The organism is Pseudomonas sp. SDO5215_S409 (assembly GCF_054071325.1).
This window is the reverse complement of sequence record NZ_JBSVWN010000031.1, coordinates 46,992-67,520: the sequence shown is the minus strand read 5'-3', so window position 1 is coordinate 67,520 and position 20,529 is coordinate 46,992. Positions and strand designations below refer to the sequence as shown.

General features: G+C 62.7%; 15 protein-coding genes. 13 read left to right on the top strand and 2 right to left on the bottom strand.

What is annotated here, in order from left to right:
* Positions 1–915: DUF3396 domain-containing protein (locus ACW9H9_RS17050; RefSeq protein ID WP_457370434.1), on the top strand; the 915-nt coding region annotated here is incomplete at its 5' end.
* A 59-nt stretch (positions 916–974) separates the two neighbouring features.
* Here ACW9H9_RS17050 and ACW9H9_RS17045 read toward each other — a convergent pair.
* The gene (locus ACW9H9_RS17045; protein ID WP_457341961.1) at positions 975–2,351 is read right to left on the bottom strand and encodes an L-serine ammonia-lyase; all 1,377 of its coding nucleotides are present in this window, start codon (positions 2,349–2,351) and stop codon (positions 975–977) included.
* A 412-nt stretch (positions 2,352–2,763) separates the two neighbouring features.
* On the opposite strand from ACW9H9_RS17045, the gene ACW9H9_RS17040 reads away from it, so the two are divergent.
* The 3 genes from ACW9H9_RS17040 to choV all read left to right on the top strand — a co-directional run bounded on the left by ACW9H9_RS17040 (position 2,764) and on the right by choV (position 5,799).
* Positions 2,764–3,711 carry a choline ABC transporter substrate-binding protein gene (locus tag ACW9H9_RS17040; protein WP_457341962.1) on the top strand — a complete coding sequence of 316 codons (948 nt, stop codon included), beginning with the start codon at positions 2,764–2,766 and terminating at the stop codon, positions 3,709–3,711.
* Positions 3,712–3,778: 67 nt separating this feature from the next.
* Positions 3,779–4,624, top strand: a complete 846-nt coding sequence (gene choW, locus ACW9H9_RS17035; RefSeq protein WP_457341963.1) for a choline ABC transporter permease subunit — start codon at positions 3,779–3,781, stop codon at positions 4,622–4,624.
* Positions 4,621–5,799 carry a choline ABC transporter ATP-binding protein gene (gene choV, locus ACW9H9_RS17030; protein ID WP_457341964.1) on the top strand — a complete coding sequence of 393 codons (1,179 nt, stop codon included), beginning with the start codon at positions 4,621–4,623 and terminating at the stop codon, positions 5,797–5,799. Before choW ends, choV begins: the two co-directional genes overlap by 4 nt.
* Positions 5,800–5,932: 133 nt before the next feature.
* Here choV and ACW9H9_RS17025 read toward each other — a convergent pair whose 3' ends face one another.
* A complete protein-coding gene (locus ACW9H9_RS17025) occupies positions 5,933–7,867 on the bottom strand; it encodes a BCCT family transporter (protein ID WP_457342019.1) in 1,935 nt (644 codons plus the stop codon).
* Positions 7,868–8,247: 380 nt separating this feature from the next.
* On the opposite strand from ACW9H9_RS17025, the gene betI reads away from it, so the two are divergent.
* The 9 genes from betI to ACW9H9_RS16980 all read left to right on the top strand — a co-directional run bounded on the left by betI (position 8,248) and on the right by ACW9H9_RS16980 (position 20,471).
* Positions 8,248–8,841, top strand: a complete 594-nt coding sequence (gene betI, locus ACW9H9_RS17020) for a transcriptional regulator BetI (protein WP_457341965.1) — start codon at positions 8,248–8,250, stop codon at positions 8,839–8,841.
* Positions 8,842–8,949: 108 nt separating this feature from the next.
* Positions 8,950–10,422 carry a betaine-aldehyde dehydrogenase gene (gene betB / locus ACW9H9_RS17015; protein WP_457341966.1) on the top strand — a complete coding sequence of 491 codons (1,473 nt, stop codon included), beginning with the start codon at positions 8,950–8,952 and terminating at the stop codon, positions 10,420–10,422.
* 89 nt (positions 10,423–10,511) lie between these two features.
* Positions 10,512–12,212 (top strand): choline dehydrogenase, encoded by a 1,701-nt coding sequence (gene betA / locus ACW9H9_RS17010; protein WP_457341967.1) that lies wholly within the window; start codon positions 10,512–10,514, stop codon positions 12,210–12,212.
* A gap of 151 nt (positions 12,213–12,363) precedes the next feature.
* On the top strand, positions 12,364–13,806 hold the full coding sequence (locus ACW9H9_RS17005; protein ID WP_457341968.1) for a TldD/PmbA family protein: 1,443 nt from the start codon (positions 12,364–12,366) through the stop codon (positions 13,804–13,806).
* Positions 13,806–15,122 carry a TldD/PmbA family protein gene (locus ACW9H9_RS17000; protein ID WP_457341969.1) on the top strand — a complete coding sequence of 439 codons (1,317 nt, stop codon included), beginning with the start codon at positions 13,806–13,808 and terminating at the stop codon, positions 15,120–15,122. Before ACW9H9_RS17005 ends, ACW9H9_RS17000 begins: the two co-directional genes overlap by 1 nt.
* Before the next feature lie 254 nt (positions 15,123–15,376).
* A complete protein-coding gene (locus ACW9H9_RS16995) occupies positions 15,377–16,267 on the top strand; it encodes an alpha/beta fold hydrolase (protein ID WP_457341970.1) in 891 nt (296 codons plus the stop codon).
* Between the two features lie 34 nt (positions 16,268–16,301).
* Positions 16,302–17,729, top strand: coding sequence for a multidrug transporter subunit MdtD (mdtD, locus tag ACW9H9_RS16990; protein ID WP_457341971.1), 1,428 nt, complete (start codon positions 16,302–16,304; stop codon positions 17,727–17,729).
* Between the two features lie 148 nt (positions 17,730–17,877).
* Positions 17,878–19,215, top strand: coding sequence for an ATP-dependent RNA helicase DbpA (gene dbpA, locus ACW9H9_RS16985; protein WP_457342020.1), 1,338 nt, complete (start codon positions 17,878–17,880; stop codon positions 19,213–19,215).
* Positions 19,216–19,292: 77 nt separating this feature from the next.
* The gene (locus ACW9H9_RS16980) at positions 19,293–20,471 is read left to right on the top strand and encodes an NAD(P)/FAD-dependent oxidoreductase (RefSeq protein ID WP_457341972.1); all 1,179 of its coding nucleotides are present in this window, start codon (positions 19,293–19,295) and stop codon (positions 20,469–20,471) included.
* Positions 20,472–20,529 lie beyond the last annotated feature (58 nt).

Sequence of the window (20,529 nt, the reverse complement as noted above, 5' to 3'; positions counted from 1 at the left end):
TGTCAGTGCTTCGACGACTTCAAACGCCTGGCCGAGCCCAATCTCACTTGGCTATGGCGCGAGGACCCGCCGCAAGGTAAACCACTATCGGCCTATCGTGACGCCAAACCCCTGCGAGAAATGATGGGCGCCATGGACGAGGACGATCGCCTCAGTTTTTACTACCTGGGCGGCAAACAATCCAACGACGCGAGCCCTTGGCTTTTTGATGTATTTGGTCAACGTGGATGGAAGGCGAAGTTGGGTAAAGGCCTAAGTGTGCTGGAGTTCTCAGTCCCACTTTTGTATCAAGAAAAGAGCCCTCTTGGCTTTCTGAAGTTATTCGTTGACTCAGCGCGCCGACTCTCTGCTGAGCAGGGCTACGCTGGCCATGCGTTTAACCTTTCTGTTACGAACGCGGATGACAACGAGCCCACCGAAGCCTTCATGGCCGCTAGAATGCCCGGGCTGGATGTCGGAACAGCCGCCCTGCTGGCTAATATCCCCGAGTTTAAACCCACAAAAATTAAGACCGTCAGTTGGCTGACCGTACTTGACCAAGCACGTCTGGATTTAGTCGGCGGTCTGGACGCATTACGCGCACAACTCCCCGCCAGCCACTTCGCATTTTATGAATACGGTAACGGCATCATCATCCAGGCGGGTGCTTATCCGTCTCTGGGCGGCGATGCAGAAGATCCGAAACCCGCAGCCTATGTCGTATTGAACCAAGCGCTCAAAAGCATCCGCTACGACACCGTCGGCTCGCTCCACGGCGGCTCTCACGACGGTGAATTACGGCTAGTCGGCTGGTCGGCTGACCAATGGCTGAAACGGCTGGATGTCGATGAGGCCGATATACCCGCATGGCGTGAGAAGTTACTCAACAACGAGCCCCCTCTGGATGCCACCACTACCCTTTCTGAACGCCTATAGATATTCGGCAACGCCGTCACCGCCACGCTGAAGACAGCGGGCGGTGACAGCCCCCAGGCTCAACACTCCACCGCACTCACCGCCAGTCCGCCCCGCGATGTTTCCTTGTATTTGTCATGCATGTCCGCGCCGGTATCACGCATGGTGCGGATCACCCGGTCCAGCGAGATGAAGTGCTGCCCGTCCCCGCGCAGGGCCATTTGCGCGGCGTTGATCGCCTTGACCGCCGCGATCGCATTACGCTCGATGCACGGCACCTGCACCAGCCCACCCACCGGATCGCAGGTAAGGCCCAGGTTGTGTTCCAGGCCAATTTCGGCGGCGTTGCACAGTTGCTCAGGCGTCGCCCCCAGTACTTCGGCCAGCCCCGCCGCGGCCATTGCGCAGGCCGAGCCGACCTCGCCCTGGCAGCCCACTTCGGCACCGGAGATGGACGCGTTCTTTTTGCACAGGATGCCCACGGCGGCGGCGCCCAATAAGTAGTCGACGACGTTGGCTTCGGTGACGTCTTCGCTGAACTTCATGAAGTAATGCAGCACCGCCGGGATGATCCCCGCCGCGCCGTTGGTGGGGGCGGTGACCATGCGCCCACCGGCGGCGTTTTCTTCGTTCACCGCCAGGGCGAACAGGTTCACCCACTCCATCGCGCTCAAGGTCGAGCCGATCACATTGGGCTTGTTCAGTTCCTGCAAGCTGCGGTGCAACTTGGCGGCGCGCCTTCGCACGTTGAGCCCGCCGGGCAGGATGCCTTCGTGCTTGAGGCCGTTCTCCACGCACTCCTGCATGGCGCGCCAGAGCGTCATGAGGCCACTGCGGATGTCCTCTTCACTGCGCCAGACTTTTTCATTGGCCAGCATCAGCTCGGCCACGCGCAGGTTGTGGGTCTTGCACAGCTGCAACAGCTCCACCGCGCTGGAAAAATCGTAAGGCAGTTGGGTGCGGTCCATGTCCGCCACGCCGCTCTGGGCCTGGGCCTGGTCCACCACAAAACCGCCGCCGACCGAGTAGTAGGTGTCGCGGTGCAGCTCGCCGTGCTCGCCAAACACCACCAGGGTCATGGCGTTGGGGTGAAACGGCAGGTTTTCATCCAGCAGGCGCATGTCCCGCGCCCACACGAAGGGCACCGGCAGGTGGCCGTCGAGCAGCAGGGTTTGGGTGTCGCGCAGCGTCGCGATGCGTGTGCCGATTTGCGACGGGTCTGTCGTATCCGGCCATTGCCCCATCAACCCCAGGATGCAAGCGTTGTCGCTGCCATGGCCGATGCCGGTGGCCGACAGCGAGCCGTACAGCTGCACTTCGACGCGCCGCACCTGGTCCACCAGGCCCTGCTCGCGCAGATGTTGCACAAACAGCGCCGCGGCGCGCATGGGCCCCACGGTGTGGGAGCTGGACGGCCCGATGCCGATCTTGAACAGGTCAAAAACGCTGATAGCCATGCCGCCGAACTCCTAGGTAAACAGGCCGGGCCAGCAGGAGCTGCTACGCTCAGATCGCCCGAATGGCGGCATCATCAAGCTTTTATCCACGCTATCGGCGTCTCATACCGACGCACCCATGCCCACCAGCGCCGCGCCCGCAAGAGGCGGCGTTTTGGGCGTTTTTTGCGGTGCAGACCGAGAAAAACCACGGTTTTGCCCAGGAAAAAATCTGTAAGCGACGTCACCGACACCAGATACGACCATCCCTGTACTGGATACGACGCCCCCTGTAGGCGTCAGATTTTCACTGGTACATGATCGGTCCCGACTCGTTTGCTTTGGTCCCCTGGCGCAGCCGTGCCACCGCCCCAACCGCAACCCTTATAAAGCGCGGCGAACGCCGCCACAAAACACACAGGAGTCTACCCCGATGAAAGGTTCACCCCAGTTGTTGTTGGCCGCCATGCTGAGTCTGCCGGTCCTGGCACACGCTGCAGAGCCGGAACAGTGCCACACCGTCAACTTCTCCGATGTCGGCTGGACCGACATCACCGTCACCACCGCCACCACCAGTGAGATCCTCAAGGGCCTGGGCTACAAGCCACGCACCACGATGATTTCGGTGCCGGTGACCTACAAGTCCCTGGCCGACGGCAAGAACATGGACATCTTCCTCGGCAACTGGATGCCGACCATGGAAAACGACATCAAGCAGTACCGTGATGCCGGCACTGTGGAAACCGTGCGCGCCAACCTGGAAAACGCCAAGTACACCCTGGCGGTCCCCGAGGCGCTGTACGACAAGGGCCTCAAGGACTTCGCCGACATCGTCAAATTCAAGGATGAGCTGGGCGGCAAAATCTATGGGATCGAACCGGGCAACGACGGCAACCGCACCATCCAGAGCGTCATCGACAAGAACCAGTTCGGCTTGAAAGACGCAGGCTTCAAGGTGGTCGAGTCCAGCGAAGCCGGGATGCTCTCGCAAGTGGAACGCGCCACCAAGCGCGGCCAGGCCATCGTGTTCCTGGGCTGGGAACCGCACCCGATGAACACCCGCTTCAAAATGAAGTACCTCACCGGCGGCGATGACTCCTTTGGCCCCAACTACGGCCAGGCCACCATCTACACCAACACCCGCAAGGGCTATGTGCAGGAATGCAGCAACGTGGGCCAGTTGCTGAAAAACCTGGTGTTCACCCTGAACATGGAAAGCACGCTGATGGGTAACGTGCTGGACGACAAAATGAAGCCCGACGCCGCCGCCAAGGCGTGGCTGAAAAACAACCCACAAGTGCTCGATACCTGGCTCGCCGGTGTGAACACCGTGGATGGCAAACCAGGACTTGAGGCCGTGAAAGCTTACCTTGCCAAGTGACCGCTGACCCCAGGCCGGTCCGCCGGCCCGGGATGTTTTTCCTTATTGCATGTGGACATTCACTACCATGCTGACTGAACCGAAAATCCCGCTAGGCCAGTACATCGCTGCCTTCGTCGAATGGTTGACCCAACACGGCGCCAACTACTTCGACGCCATCGCATCGACGCTGGAAACGATGATCCACGGCGTGACGTTTGCGCTGACCTGGTTTAATCCGCTGGCACTGATTGGCCTGATCGCGCTGCTCGCTCACTTCATTCAACGCAAATGGGGCCTGACCGTTTTTGTCATCGCCTCCTTCCTGCTGATCCTCAACCTGGGGTACTGGCAGGAAACCATGGAAACCCTCGCGCAGGTGTTGTTCGCCACGCTGGTGTGCGTGGTCATCGGTGTGCCGCTGGGCATTGTTGCCGCGCACAAACCGCTGTTCTACACCATGATGCGGCCGGTACTCGATCTGATGCAGACCGTACCGACCTTCGTCTACCTCATCCCTACCCTGACCCTCTTCGGGCTGGGTGTGGTGCCCGGCCTGATCTCCACGGTGGTGTTTGCGATTGCCGCGCCCATCCGCCTGACCTACCTGGGTATCCGTGATGTCCCGCAAGAGTTGATGGACGCCGGCAAGGCCTTTGGCTGCTCGCGCCGTCAGTTGCTCTCGCGCATTGAACTGCCCCACGCCATGCCGAGCATTGCCGCCGGCATTACCCAATGCATCATGCTGTCGTTGTCGATGGTGGTGATCGCCGCCCTGGTGGGCGCCGACGGCCTCGGCAAACCGGTGGTCAACGCGCTGAACACCGCCGACATCGCCCTGGGCTTTGAAGCGGGCCTGGCGATCGTATTGCTGGCCATCATGCTCGACCGCATCTGCAAACAACCCGACGCCAAAGTAGGGGGTGATGCATGAGCATTATCCGATTCGACAATGTCGATGTGATCTTCTCCAAAGACCCGCGCGAAGCCCTCAAGCTGCTGGACCAGGGCATGCACCGCAACGAGATCCTGAAAAAGACCGGGCAGATCGTGGGCGTGGAAAAGGCCAGCCTGGATATCGAGAAAGGCGAGATCTGCGTGCTCATGGGCTTGTCCGGTTCCGGCAAGTCGAGCCTGCTGCGCTGCATCAACGGGCTCAATACCGTGAGCCGTGGCCAGCTGTTCGTGGAGCATGAAGGGCGTCAGATCGACATCGCCTCGTGCACCCCGGCGGAGCTTAAAATGATGCGCACCAAACGCATCGCCATGGTGTTCCAGAAGTTCGCCCTAATGCCCTGGCTGACCGTGCGCGAAAACATCAGCTTTGGCCTGGAAATGCAAGGCCGTCCCGAAAAGGACCGGCGCAAGCTGGTGGACGAAAAACTCGAACTGGTGGGCCTCACCCAGTGGCGCAACAAGAAGCCCGACGAACTCTCCGGCGGCATGCAGCAACGCGTGGGCCTGGCCCGTGCGCTGGCGATGGACGCCGACATTTTGCTGATGGACGAACCCTTCTCGGCCCTCGACCCGCTGATCCGCCAGGGCTTGCAGGACGAGCTGCTGGAGCTGCAACGCAAGCTGAGCAAGACCATCGTGTTTGTGAGCCACGACCTGGACGAGGCGCTGAAACTGGGCAGCCGCATCGCGATCATGAAAGACGGCAAGATCATCCAGTACAGCGTGCCCGAAGAGATCGTGCTCAACCCGGCGGACGACTACGTGCGCACCTTTGTCGCCCACACCAACCCGCTCAACGTGTTGTGCGGGCGCAGCCTGATGCGCACGCTGGACAACTGCAAGCGCATCAACGGTTCGGTGTGCCTGGACCCGGGCGGCGACTCGTGGCTGGACCTGGCCGACGGCAACACCATCAAGGGGGCCCGCCAGAACGGTGCGGTATTGAACCTGCAGAACTGGGCGCCAGGGCAAGCGGTGGAAGGTTTGGGCCGGGTGCCGACGCTGGTGGACTCCAACATCGGCATGCGCGATGCGTTGCAGATCCGCTACCAGACCGGCAACAAGCTGGTGCTGCACGACAACCACCAGGTGGTCGGCATCCTGGGCGACAGCGAGCTGTACCACGCGCTGCTCGGCAAGAACCTGGGCTGATTTGTGGATGATCGTTCCCATGCTCTGCGTGGGAACGCATCCGGTGACGCTGCGCGTCACGCCTTCAAGAGCGGACGCGGAGCGTCCCTGGCGGCATCCCCACGCGGAGCGTGGGAACGATCGACTTCAACTATCAGCTATAGACACGGCCAAGGAGTTGGCGATGGCTTTCAAACTGATCGAGCACGTCACGGGTGATCTGCTCTTGAGTGAAGCCCATCAGGTCGTATTCCTGGCCGCCGTTATGCAGGTAAACCTCGGCGCGGTAGAAGCGCGTGCGCTCCTCCAGCGGCACGTCGGCCGGTGCCGACCAGTAGCCATCCAGGCTCACTTCGTAGACAAACGGGTTGCCCTCTTCCCGCTCGATCCGCACGCCCATGCAGCGCTTGGACTTGCCCAGCAAGGTCTGCACCTCAAGCCCTTGAGCGCGCAGCGCGCTTGCGGCTTCTTCCAGCGCAGGCGTCACGTGCTTGTCCATGAACCGCTGCACGGTGGCCTGGCTCGGTTGCAGGTCCAGCGCGGTCAAACGCTCGCTGAAACCACGCCGCCCCCGCTCGGCCAGTTGCGCCTGCTCTTGTTCGACCAGCGTGTCCTGGCGCATGGCCTTGTGCAGGCCGAACATAAAGAACACCAGCACCACCGAGAACGGCAGGCCCGCCAACACCACCATGGTTTGCATGGCTTCAAAATTGCCGGCAAACAGCAGGCCGATGGTCACCAGGGTGATCACCGCCGACCAGAAAATGCGCAGCCAGTGCGGCGCGTCTTCGTCTACGTTGCCGCCCTTGCACGACAGGTTGGCCATCATCACCGCGCCCGAGTCAGCAGGCGTCAGGAACAGCACAAAGCCCACAAAGATCGACACGCCAATCACCACTTTCGACGCCGGGTAATGCTCAAGCAACTGGTAGATGGCCATGGACGGCTGTTCCAGGGCGGTCTTGCCCAGTTCCACCGCGCCGTGGTTCAGCACCAGGTCCAGGGCCGAGTTGCCAAAGATCGACAGCCACGCCAGGGTGAAGCCCAGCGGAATCAGCAGCACGCCCGCCACCAGCTCGCGCACGGTGCGGCCACGGGAAATACGCGCGATGAACATGCCCACGAATGGCGCCCAGGAAATCCACCAGGCCCAGTAGAACAGGGTCCACAGGCCCATCCAGCGCTCGGTCTTGTCGGCGTCGCCTTCGTACACGTACAAGTCAAAGGTCTTAAGCACCAGGCCGTTCATGTAATCGCCGATGTTCTGCACAAAGCCATTGAGCAGGTGCAACGTGGGGCCGAACAGCAACACGAAAATCAGCAGGCCGCTGAACAGCACGATGTTGAGGTTGGACAGGCGACGAATGCCGTTTTCCACCCCCGACACGGCGGCGATGGTGGCCACGGTGCTCATCACGATGATCACGATCAGCAGGTTGGTGTTGCTGTGCTGCATGCCAAACAGGTTCTCCAGCCCCGACGACACCTGCATCGAGCCAATCCCCAGGTTGGTCACCAGGCCCAGCAGGGTCACGAACATGCCGAAACCGTCCACCGCATGCCCGGCCGCGCCCTTGACCCAACGCTCGCCCACCAGCGGGTAAAGCGCCGAGCGCAAGGCCAGTGGCTGGTTGTGACGGTAGGCAAAGTACGCCACGGCCAGGCCCACCAACGCATAGATCGCCCAGCCGTGCAGGCCCCAGTGCAGGAAGGTCAGCTGCAACGCCTGGCGCGCGGCGGCGCCAGTGGCCGAGGCGCCTTCAGGCGGGTTGAAGTAGTGGTCCAGCGGCTCGGAAGCGCCGAAGTACAACAGCGAAATGCCGATGCCGGACGAGAACAGCATGCCGGCCCAGGCGCCGTAGCTGAAGTCGGGCTTGTCGTCCTTGCCGCCCAGTTTCAATTTGCCATAGGACGAAAACGCCAAACCCACCACAAACACCAGGTAGGCGGCGATCACCACCATGTAGTACCAGCCAAAACTCTTGGAGAGCCAGGCCTGCGCCACACCCAACAACCTGCCGGCCTCCTGCGGGGCGATGATCAGAGTGGCGGTCAACAACAGAATCAGCGCGGTGGAGGTGTAGAACACCCAACCGTTGACCCGCACCTTTTCCGGCGGGGTCTTTATCAGAGAGGCAGAACTCATGGCACAAATGCTCCGGGCAGTGCGAGAGAAGAACACAAGGCAGCGCAGGACCCGCGCCATCGGTTTTTTGGCAGTCGACGGACGGGTGTTATAAAGACACCCCGAAAACCCCCACACCCCGCCAGGACGGTAAGGCGGGCGGTTTCAGGGGGTTTTCCAGGTGTCACGTGGTGCCACATGCACGTAGGAAATACCTGTAGGCAGCGACCATTTGTCGCAGATCTTATTCTTTGTTGATTGAACGTTCAATCAAAACAAAATAGACTGGCCCTCAAGTCGACGGACGTACATCGCCCGCCGACAGGCCTAAGGAGAGGTGCTACATGCCCAAGGTCGGTATGCAACCCATACGCCGCCAGCAGTTGATCGAAGCCACCTTGACGGCCATCGATCAGGTCGGGATGGGGGACGCCAGCATTGCGCTGATCGCCCGTCTGGCCGGTGTCTCGAACGGCATCATCAGTCACTACTTTCAGGACAAGAACGGCCTGATCGCAGCGACGATGCGCTACCTGATGAATGTGCTGATCGAGAATGTCCACGAACGCAGGCGTGCCCTGGAGGATGACAGCCCGCGGGCGCACCTGCAGGTGATTATCGGAGGCAACTTCGACGCCAGCCAGGTCAACGGCCCGGCGATGAAAACCTGGCTGGCCTTTTGGGCCACCAGCATGCACCACCCGTCTTTGCACAGGTTGCAGCGGATCAACGATCACCGCCTGTATTCCAACCTGTGCTGTCAGTTCCGCCGTGCGCTGCCCCTGCCCGAGGCACGCAGCGCAGCCCGAGGCCTGGCGGCCCTGATCGACGGTTTGTGGTTGCGCGGCGCCCTGTCGGGAGACGCTTTCGACACGGAGCAGGCGCAACGGATCGCTTACGAATACATGGACTTTCAATTGGCCAAGCAGGTGAGTTAGAGCCTCTATAAATCGCTCAACCCCTGAACGTCTGCCGCCCGATGTTGCCAGAACCTGATGACACCGGCGGCAGGTAACGCCAACCACTGATGCACTTGCGAGGACTTTATGGCCCGTTTCGAACTGCAAAAACTCTACATTGACGGCGGCTACAGCGACGCTGGCAGCGATGCCACCTTCGACGCCATCAACCCGGCTAACGGTGAAGTTCTCGCCCAAGTGCAACGCGCCAGCAAAGAAGACGTTGAGCGTGCCGTGGTCAGCGCCGAAAAGGGCCAGAAAATCTGGGCCGCCATGACCGCCATGGAGCGCTCGCGCATCCTGCGCCGTGCCGTCGAGATCCTGCGTGAGCGCAACGACGAGCTGGCCGCCCTGGAAACCCTGGACACCGGCAAAGCCTTCTCCGAAACCAAGTACGTCGACATCGTCACCGGCGCCGACGTGCTGGAGTACTACGCAGGCCTGGTGCCAGCGATCGAAGGCGAGCAGATCCCGCTGCGCACCACCTCGTTCGTGTACACCCGCCGCGAGCCGCTGGGCGTAGTGGCCGGTATCGGCGCGTGGAACTACCCGATCCAGATCGCCCTGTGGAAATCCGCCCCGGCCCTGGCCGCCGGTAACGCGATGATCTTCAAGCCCAGCGAAGTCACCTCGCTGACTACGCTCAAACTGGCCGAGATCTACACCCAAGCCGGTGTACCGGCGGGCGTGTTCAACGTGCTGACCGGCAGCGGCCGTGAAGTCGGCACCTGGCTGACCGAACACCCGCGCATCGAAAAAGTCTCGTTCACCGGCGGCACCGACACCGGTAAAAAGGTCATGGCCAGCGCGTCCAGCTCCTCGCTCAAAGACGTGACCATGGAACTGGGCGGCAAGTCCCCGCTGATCATCTTTGACGACGCCGACCTGGATCGCGCCGCCGACACCGCCATGATGGCCAACTTCTACAGCTCCGGCCAGGTCTGCACCAACGGCACCCGCGTGTTTGTGCCCAAGCACCTGCAAGCGGCCTTCGAAGCCAAGATCGTCGAGCGCGTGGCCCGCATCCGCGTCGGCAACCCGGAAGACGAAAACACCAACTTCGGCCCGCTGGTCAGCTTCGCGCACATGGAAAGCGTGCTGGGCTACATCAGCAAAGGCAAAGCAGAAGGCGCCCGCCTGCTGTGTGGCGGCGACCGCCTGACCGACGGCGACTTCGCCAAAGGCGCCTTCGTGGCCCCGACCGTGTTCACCGACTGCACCGATGACATGACCATCGTGCGTGAAGAAATCTTCGGCCCGGTGATGAGCATCCTCACCTATGAAACCGAAGAAGAAGTGATCCGCCGCGCCAACGACACCGACTTCGGCCTGGCCGCGGGCCTGGTGACCCGCGACCTGAACCGCGCCCACCGCGTGATTCATCAGTTGGAAGCGGGCATCTGCTGGATCAACGCCTGGGGCGAGTCCGACGCCAAGATGCCAGTCGGTGGCTACAAGCAGTCGGGCGTGGGCCGTGAGAACGGCATCAGCTCGCTGAACAACTTCACCCGCATCAAATCGGTACAGGTCGAGCTGGGCGACTACGCCTCGGTGTTCTAACACCCGAGCCGTGTATTGCCTGTGAGGCCTCATCGCGCGCGTGCCTGCGATGAGGCCCGACCTGACCATCTCAACCGAGGGTGCATCCAATGTCCCAAGAATACGATTACATCATTGTGGGTGCCGGTTCTGCCGGTAACACCCTGGCGACCCGTCTGACCGAAGACGAAGGCGTCACCGTCCTGCTGCTGGAAGCGGGCGGCCCGGACTACCGTTTCGACTTCCGTACCCAAATGCCAGCCGCATTGGCCTTCCCGCTGCAAGGCCGTCGCTACAACTGGGCCTACGAAACCGACCCAGAGCCGCACATGGACGGCCGCCGCATGGAGTGCGGTCGCGGCAAGGGCCTGGGCGGTTCCTCGCTGATCAACGGCATGTGCTACATCCGTGGCAACGCGATGGACTACGACAACTGGGCCAAACTGCCGGGCCTGGAAAACTGGACCTACCTGGACTGCCTGCCGTATTTCCGTAAAGCCGAAACCCGCGACATCGGCCCCAACGACTGGCACGGCGGCGACGGCCCGGTGAGCGTCACCACGCCAAAGGCTGGCAACAACCCGTTGTTCCACGCCATGGTCGAGGCAGGCGTGCAAGCCGGTTACCCGCGCACCGAAGACTTGAACGGCTACCAACAGGAAGGCTTCGGCCCCATGGACCGGACCGTCACGCCAAAAGGCCGTCGCGCCAGTACCGCACGCGGTTACCTGGACACCGCCAAAAAGCGCTCGACCCTGACCATCGTCACCCACGCCCTGAGCGACAAGATCCTGTTCGAGGGCAAGCGTGCGGTGGGCGTGCGTTACCTGGTGGGCGCCGCCGAAGAGCGCGTTGAAGCCCGCGCCCGCAAGGAAGTGCTGGTGTGCAGCGGCGCCATCGGTTCGCCGCAATTGCTGCAACGCTCCGGTGTCGGCCCCACGGCCCTGCTCGAAAGCCTCGACATCCCCGTGGTGCACGCACTGCCGGGCGTGGGCGAAAACCTGCAGGACCACCTTGAGCTGTACCTGCAATACGCCTGCACCCAACCCGTGTCGCTGTACCCGTCGCTGCTCTGGTACAACCAGCCGGCCATCGGCGCCGAATGGCTGTTCAACGGCACCGGCATCGGCGCCAGCAACCAGTTTGAAGCCGGCGGTTTTATCCGCACCCGTGAAGAGTTCGATTGGCCGAACATCCAGTACCACTTCCTGCCGGTGGCAATTAACTACAACGGCAGCAACGGGGTGAAAGAGCACGGGTTCCAGGCGCACATGGGCTCCATGCGCTCGCCTAGCCGTGGCCGCGTGCAGTTGAAGTCCAAGAACCCACGGGACTACCCGAGCATCCTCTTCAACTACATGGCCACCGAGCAGGACTGGCAAGAGTTTCGCGATGGCATCCGCCTGACCCGCGAGATCATGGCCCAGCCTGCGCTGGACGCATACCGTGGCCGCGAAATCAGCCCGGGCATCGACGTGCAAACCGACGAGCAACTGGACAAGTTCATCCGCGAGCACGCCGAAACCGCGTTCCACCCTTCGTGCTCGTGCAAGATGGGCACCGACGACATGGCCGTGGTCGACAACGAAGGCCGCGTGCATGGCCTGCAAGGCCTGCGTGTGGTGGATGCCTCGATCATGCCGATCATCACCACCGGCAACCTCAACGCGCCGACGATCATGATCGCCGAGAAAATCGCCGACAAGATCCGTGGCCGCCAGCCACTGCCGCGCAGCACCGCCCAGTACTACGTGGCAGGCGATGCCCCGGTGCGCGGCAAGCCGCTGCGTGACGTGACGCAACCGGCCTGACCCGCCGCCAGCCCGCTCACGCTGGTGAGCGGGCTTACCCCAAAATCCCGTGCATGGCCCCAAGGCCGCCCGACACGGTCCTTGATCACCTCCCCGCCACACGCCTACTCTACGGGCCTGACCGCGACGCGCGGCCCATAAGGAAGGCCTCATGTTCGACCACCACGCCACATTGAAAAACCACTTCGCGCAGCTGCGCAGCAGCGCCGAGTTTTTCTCCCTGCGCTACGTGCGCGAATCCAGCCAGTACCTCAGCGTGCGTAAAAACGTGGCGGCCCCGCCGCACCTCAGTCACGACGAAGGCGCCATGCTCACCGTGCGGGTCAACGGGGTGGAAGCCTACGCCGCCACCCACGACATTTCCCTGCGCGGGCTGCAAGCGGCCCTTGAGCGCGCCGAGCAACAAGCGCGCCTGATCAAGCCCCACGCGTTGCTGGACCTGAGCGACCTGGCGTTGCCGACCGACGTCGCCGACTACCTGTCGCCCGATCTCGACCAACCCTTCCCGTCCTTGAGCGACTGCTACCAATTGCTCGGCGCCGAGTCCGCCGCCGTGCCAAAAGACGCGCGCCTGGTGAGCTGGGAAGTCAGCCTGGGCACCACCCAGGTCGAGCAGATCTACCTCAACAACGTCGGTGCCCAATTGCGTCAGGCCCAGCGTTTCGTGTACCCGGGCGTTGCCGTCACGGCCTACGACGGCAATGACAGCCAGACCCGCACCCTGGGTGGCAGCAACTTCGGCCAGCAAGGCGGCGTGGAGGTGATCAACCGCGCAGGCCTGGTGGGCGCCGCGCCCGGCATCGCCGACCAGGCCCTGCAATTGCTGCTGGCACCCAACACCCCGCAAGGCCCGCGCGACTTGCTGTTGATGCCCGACCAGATGATTTTGCAGATCCATGAATCCATCGGCCACCCGCTGGAACTGGACCGCATCCTGGGCGACGAGCGCAATTACGCCGGCACCAGCTTCGTCAAGCCCAGCGACTTCGGCCACCTGCAATACGGCTCGAAATTGCTCAACGTGACGTTCGACCCGGGCATTCCCGAACAGCTCGCCAGCTACGGGCATGACGACGACGGCACCGCCGCGAGCAAACAGTTCCTGATCCGCGAGGGCGTGTTGCTCAAGCCGTTGGGCGGGGCGCTGTCGCAATACCGCTCGGGCTTGAGCGGCGTCGCCAACAGCCGCGCCAGCAGCTGGAACCGCGCGCCCATCGACCGTATGGCCAACCTCAACATCGAGGCCGGGGACCAGTCGTTGCCGCAGATGATCGGCGCCATCGAGCACGGCATCCTGATGGCCACCAACCGCTCCTGGTCGATTGACGATGCACGCAACAAATTCCAGTTCGGTTGCGAATGGGGCCAGTTGATCGAAAACGGCGAACTCAAGGGCGTGGTGAAAAACCCCAACTACCGGGCGATCTCCGCGCAGTTCTGGCGCAACCTCAGCGCGGTGGGCGACGCCAGCACCTTTAAAGTGCTGGGCACGCCCAACTGCGGCAAAGGCGAGCCCAACCAGATCGTCCGCGTCGGCCACGCGTCACCGGCCTGCGTGTTCAGCCATGTCGATGTCTTTGGAGGAGCCGCCTGATGAATACGTTCAAGGCGCTGGTGGAGTGGCTCAAGCAGGCCATCACCGACACGGAACAGTTCCAACTGGGTTATGCCGCCGAAGCGTCGGAGTTTGTGCGCTTCAACCACGCCAAAGTGCGCCAGGCCGGGCACGTGAAGCAGGCCACCCTGCACCTCAAACTGATCCAGGCAGGGCGTCACGCCGACCTGGCCATCACCCTGGCGGGCGAACCGGCGCTGGATCGCGAACGCTTGGCCAGCGGCCTGCAACAGTTGCGCGACACCCTGCCCTTGCTGCCCCCCGATCCGTACCTGTTGCTCAACCACACCGCCTGGCAAAGCCAGAACCAGCAGGACGGCCCGCTGCCGGACCTGGCCCGCGTGCTCGGCGACATCCATGAGGCGGCAACGGGTGTCGATTGGGTCGGCATCTACGCCGCAGGCCCTATCAGCCGAGGGTTCGCCAGCTCCAACGGGGCGTTTGGCTGGCACCAGGCCAACAGCTTCAACGTTGATTTCAGCCTGTTCCACGCCAACGGTGAAGCGGTCAAGGGCAGCTACGCCGGGCACACCTGGGACAGCGCCGAGTTCGCCCGGCGCATCCAGCAGGCACGCGAGCAACTGGCATTCCTTGACCGCCCGCTGCATGCGCTGGCGCCGGGGCAGTACCGGGCGTACCTGGCGCCAGCGGCCATCGAAGAGATCCTCAGCATCATCACCTGGGGCGGGTTTTCCGCGCAGGCCATCGCCAGCAAAAGCAGCGCCCTGCAGCGGTTGTACGCGGGTGAGCAAGCGTTGAGCCCGCTGGTGACGCTGGACGAGCAGATCAGCGGCTCGCTGAGTTCGGCCTTTTCCGCCGAAGGCTACCCGCGCAGCGACGTCACGCTGATCAAGGCAGGCAAGGCCGAGGGCCAATTGGTGAACTCGCGCAGCGCCGCCGAATACGGCCTGAGCGCCAACGGCGGCAGCAGTGACGAGTCCCCCAGTGCGCTGCAATTGGCGCCGGGCACCCTGGCCCAGGCCGACATCCTCAAGCAGCTGGGCACCGGCCTGTACATCAGCAACCTGTGGTACTTGAACTACTCAGACCTGCCGGCTGCCCGCCTGACCGGCATGACGCGCTTCGCCACGTTCTGGGTGGAAGACGGCGAAATCAAGGCGCCGGTCAGCACCATGCGCTTTGATGACAGCGTCTACAGCCTGCTGGGCTCGCAGCTGGAAGCCCTGACCGCCGACCGGGAGTTGCTGCTGTCGGCGAGTACCTATGAACGGCGCAATACCGCGTCGAACTTGCTGCCCGGTGCGTTGGTCAAGCGTTTGACGCTCACGCTCTGAGGCCCCGTTTGCAGGAGCCGGTAAACGGCTCCTACAAACACCTTCCCGCCGCCCCCTAAGACCCTTCTCTTCCTGCGCTTCGCTCCCCCCATCCCCTGTTGTGACGGGCCTGAAACCTCGTTATAACGGTGATGGCATGTAGCCACCTCCGCGCAGTTGACACAACTCGAACAAATCTTCTGCGCGCCCCTCACCCACTTGAGCACAAGTGATGCATGACCTTGCCCAGGAACCGGCAAGTTGGAGCGTTTGACATGAACCATGGAAGTTTTGTCATTGAAAGGCTGTTCAAGCATTACAACGTTCACCTAGAGCAATTGGGTCACGACCCGCGACGCAAAACCGTGCTGATGGTCAACGGCGCGTTGTCGACCACCCGTTCATTTGCCCGGACCAGTCAATGCCTGGCCGAGCATTTCAATGTGCTGCTGTTCGACCTGCCCTTCTCGGGGTATTCACGCCCGCACAATACCGACCTGGGCCTGGTGACCAAGGACGATGAAGTGCAGATCCTGCGCGCGCTGGTGGAGCGCTTTGAAGTCAACCACCTGGTGTCTGCCTCATGGGGCGGCATTTCCACGCTGTTGACCCTGGCGCACAACCCGCCTTCCATCGAAAGCTCGGTGGTGATGGCCCTGGCGCCGCACCTCAACCCGGCGATGCTTGAATACGTGGAACGGGTGCGGGTGCTGATCGAGGCCGATGACAAGTCCGCCATTGGCCACCTGCTGAACGAAACCGTCGGCAAATACCTGTCGCCGGGCCTCAAGCGCAACAATTACCGGCACCTGTCGTGCATGGCCACCACCGAATATCACCAGGCGCGCTTTCACATCCATCAGGTGCTGGCCCTCGGGGACGGCAATTACCTGCCGCAACTGACCCAGATCAAAACCCCGGTGCACTTTCTCAATGGCGCTCTCGATGAATACACCCCGGCCGATGAGGCGCGGTTGTTCGGGCAGTACGTGAGCCAGAGCAGTTTCGCCACCGCCGCACACACCGGGCACCTGCTGGACCTGGAGTCACGCGAGGCCGCCCTGGCAGTGCACCGGGCGTTGATCGACTTCCTGGTGGGCGAGGACGTGATGCTGTCAGAAATTGGCGAACAGGCTGTGGGAAAGGGAGTCGCCTATAGCGCATAATCGCGAACACATAGCCTGCTAACAAAGGGATCCCATGCCCAATCGTGCCCCGCTCGACGCCAAGACCGCCCGCTGGCTACCCTGGGTGGTGGCGATTGCCTTCTTCATGCAGTCGCTGGACGGGACGATTCTGAACACGGCCTTGCCGGCCATGGCCCGGGACCTGGCGGAAAACCCGTTGCGCATGCAAGGCGTGGTCATTGCCTACATGCTCACCGTGGCCCTGCTGATCCCGGCGTCGGGCTGGATCGCCGACCGCTTCGGCACCAAGAAAATCTTTTTTGGCGCGATTCTGCTGTTCAGTATCGGCTCGCTCTTGTGCGCCCTGTCCAACAGTTTGAGCGTGCTGATCGGCGCCCGGGTCATCCAGGGCCTGGGCGGCGCATTGATGCTGCCCGTGGGCCGGTTGGTGGTGCTGCGCGCCTACCCCCGCTCGGAGCTGGTGCGCATCATGGGCTTTATCACCATTCCCGGCCTGCTCGGCCCGCTGCTCGGCCCGACCATGGGCGGCTGGATGGTGCAATACCTCACCTGGCACTGGATTTTCCTGATCAACCTGCCCGTGGGCCTCATCGGCTGTTATGCCGTGTGGAAATTCATCCCCGACCTGCGCGGCAGCGAACGCACCCGCTTTGACGGCACCGGTTTTGTGCTGTTCGGCGCGGCGATGGTGCTCATCACCATCGCCATGGAAGGCCTGGGCGAACTGCACCTGCCCCACCTGCGGGTGATGTTGCTGCTGTTTGGCGGCCTGGCGTGCCTGGCGGCCTACTGGCTGCGGGCCGGGCATATCGAAAACCCGCTGTTCTCGCCCGTGCTGTTCAAGACCCGCACCTTTGCCGTGGGCATCCTCGGCAACCTGTTTGCCCGCCTGGGCAGCGGCGCCCTGCCGTTTCTGGTGCCGCTGCTGTTGCAAGTGGCGCTGGGCTATTCACCGTCCGAAGCGGGCATGAGCATGTTGCCGCTGGCGGCGGCGGCGATGTTTGCCAAGTCCATCGCCCGCCCGCTCATCGAGCGCCTGGGCTACCGCGTGGTACTCACCGGCAACACCCTGGCGCTGGGCATCATGCTGGCCAGCATGGGCCTGGTCAGCGAACACACGCCCTACCCGCTGCTGTTGTGCCTGCTGGCGATCCTGGGCGGGATCAACTCGTTGCAGTTCACCGCGATGAACACGGTCACTTTGATCGACCTCGACGACACCCAGGCCAGCAGCGGCAACAGCCTGCTCTCGGTGGTGGCGCAGTTGTCGTTGAGCCTGGGCGTGGCCTGCGCCGGTGCGTTGCTGGGCGGGTTCACCGCCGAAGTGGGCAACGACGGCGTCAGCACCGTGCTGGGCGCCTTCCAGCTTACCTTTCTGACCGTGGGCATCATGGCGATGCTGGCGGCGGCGATCTTCCTGCAACTGTCGCCCAAGGACGGCAAACGCACCGTCAGCCGCGAGCACGATCTGGAACATTGAGCGGCAAGCCTGCCGCTCGGCGCCCCCTCATCTAAAGGTGCGATGAAAACCGGCGGGGGCCTGCTACACTGCGCGACATTTTGTTTTGCAGGCCCGCCCCGTGACCACCATCGCCACTGCTTTTAATACGTTGCCGCTGTCCGCCGCCATGCTGGCTAACCTTGACTCGCTGGGTTATGTCGAGATGACGCAGATCCAGGCGCAAAGCTTGCCGGTGATCCTCAAGGGGCTGGACCTCATCGCCCAGGCCAAGACCGGCAGCGGCAAGACCGCCGCCTTTGGCATCGGCCTGCTCAACCCGATCAACCCGCGCTACTTCGGCTGCCAGGCGCTGGTGATGTGCCCCACGCGCGAGCTGGCCGACCAGGTGGCCAAGGAAATCCGCCGCCTGGCCCGCGCCGAAGACAACATCAAGGTGCTGACCCTGTGTGGCGGCGTGTCCCTGGGCCCGCAGATTGCCTCGCTGGAGCACGGCGCGCACATCATCGTCGGCACCCCGGGCCGTATCCAGCAGCACCTGCGCAAGGGTTCGCTGGTACTCGACGGCTTGAACACCCTGGTGCTGGACGAAGCCGACCGCATGCTCGACATGGGCTTTTATGAAGCCATCGAAGACATCATCACCCAGACCCCTGCACGCCGGCAGACCCTGCTGTTTTCCGCCACCTACCCGGTGAGCATCAAGCAGATGGCCTCCAAGTTCATGCGCGCGCCGCAACAGGTGAAGGCCGAGGCGTTTCATTCCGACGAGCAGATCGAGCAGCGCTTCTACGAGATCTCGCCAGAAGAACGCATGGACGCGGTGTACAAAGTGCTCACCCACTTCCGCCCAGCCTCCTGCGTGGCGTTCTGCTTTACCAAGCAGCAGGTGCAGGAAACCGTCGACCACCTGACCGCCAAGGGCATCAGCGCCGTGGGCCTGCACGGCGACCTGGAACAGCGCGACCGCGACCAGGTACTGGCGATGTTCGCCAACCGCAGCACCTCGGTGCTGGTGGCCACCGACGTGGCGGCCCGTGGCCTGGACATTGATGCACTGGACATGGTGATCAACGTGGAACTGGCCCGCGACTCGGAAATCCACATCCACCGCGTGGGCCGTACCGGGCGCGCCGGTGAGACCGGCATTGCGATCAGCCTGGTGGCGCCGTCCGAAGCGCACCGCGCCCAGGCCATCGAACAACTGCAAAAGAGCGACCTGAACTGGGACCAGTTGAGCAACCTCAAGCCCCAGGCCGGTGGCCCGCTGCTGCCGGCCATGAGCACCCTGTGCATCGCCGCCGGGCGCAAAGACAAAGTGCGCCCGGGTGACATTCTCGGTGCGCTGACCGGCGACGCCGGGATTCCAGGGGCGCAGGTGGGCAAGATCGCCATTTTTGACTTCCAGGCCTACGTGGCCGTGGAACGCGGCATCGCCAAGCAGGCCTTGCAACGCCTCAACAGCGGCAAGATCAAGGGCCGCTCGTTGCGCGTGCGCATCCTGTAAAGGCATAGCTGGCCGTTTAGGCACAGGTTTGCAGAATCAAAGGCATTGCAACGCCGTTTTTGTGTGAGGACATGGTTGTGCGCTCTACCGAAGTCGTAATTATTGGCGCTGGCGCCGCAGGCTTGATGTGCGCACTGACCGCGGCCGGGCGCGGGCGCCAGGTCATGCTGCTGGACCACGCCAACAAGGCCGGCAAGAAAATCCTCATGTCCGGCGGCGGGCGCTGCAACTTCACCAACATGTACACGGAGCCGGGCAACTTCCTTTCGCACAACGCGCACTTCTGCAAGTCGGCCCTGGCGCGCTACACCCAGTGGGACTTCATCGCCCTGGTGGCCAAGCACGGCGTGCCGTACCACGAGAAAAAACTCGGCCAGCTGTTCTGCGACAACAAGTCCAGCGACATCCTCGGCATGCTGCTCGATGAGTGCGATCAGGCGGGCGTGCAGCTGCACCTGGACACCTCGATCGACACCATCGGCAAACTCGACAGCGGCTACCAGTTGCACACCACCCTGGGCGTGCTGCACTGCGAGTCGCTGGTGATCGCCACCGGCGGGCTGTCCATTCCCACGCTGGGCGCCACCGGCTTTGGCTACCAAGTGGCCAAGCAGTTCGGCCATCAACTGCTGCCCACCCGGGCGGGGCTGGTGCCGTTCACCATCACCGATCAGCTCAAGGCGCTGTGCGGCGAGTTGTCCGGCACGTCGGTGGACTGCCTGGTGAGCTGCAACGACCAGAGCTTTCGCGAAAACCTGCTGTTCACCCACCGTGGCCTGAGCGGCCCGGCGATTTTGCAGATTTCATCGTACTGGGAACCCGGCGACACCGTGGCGATCAACCTGCTGCCCGACCACGACGCCCACGCCTGGCTGCAACAGCAACAGGCCGAGCGCCCCAACAGCGAGCTGAAAACCCTGCTGGGCGAGATGTTCACCAAAAAAATGGCCACCTTGCTGGCAGAACAGTGGTTCGTGTCCAAACCCCTCAAGCAGTACACCCACGCCGAGGTGGCCGACATCGCCAACCAATTGGCGAACTGGCAATTGGTGCCTGCGGGCACCGAGGGCTACCGCACCGCCGAGGTCACGCTGGGCGGGGTAGACACGCGGGAAGTGTCCTCCAAGACCATGGAATCGCTGAAAAGCCCCGGGCTGTACTTTATCGGCGAAGTGCTGGATGTGACCGGCCACCTGGGCGGCTTCAACTTCCAGTGGGCCTGGGCCTCGGGCTACGCGGCGGCCCAATACGCCTAACCGTGCAGCGGCGCCGGAACAAAATTTGCTGTCAGATGTGATCGCCGCGCTTGCCGTG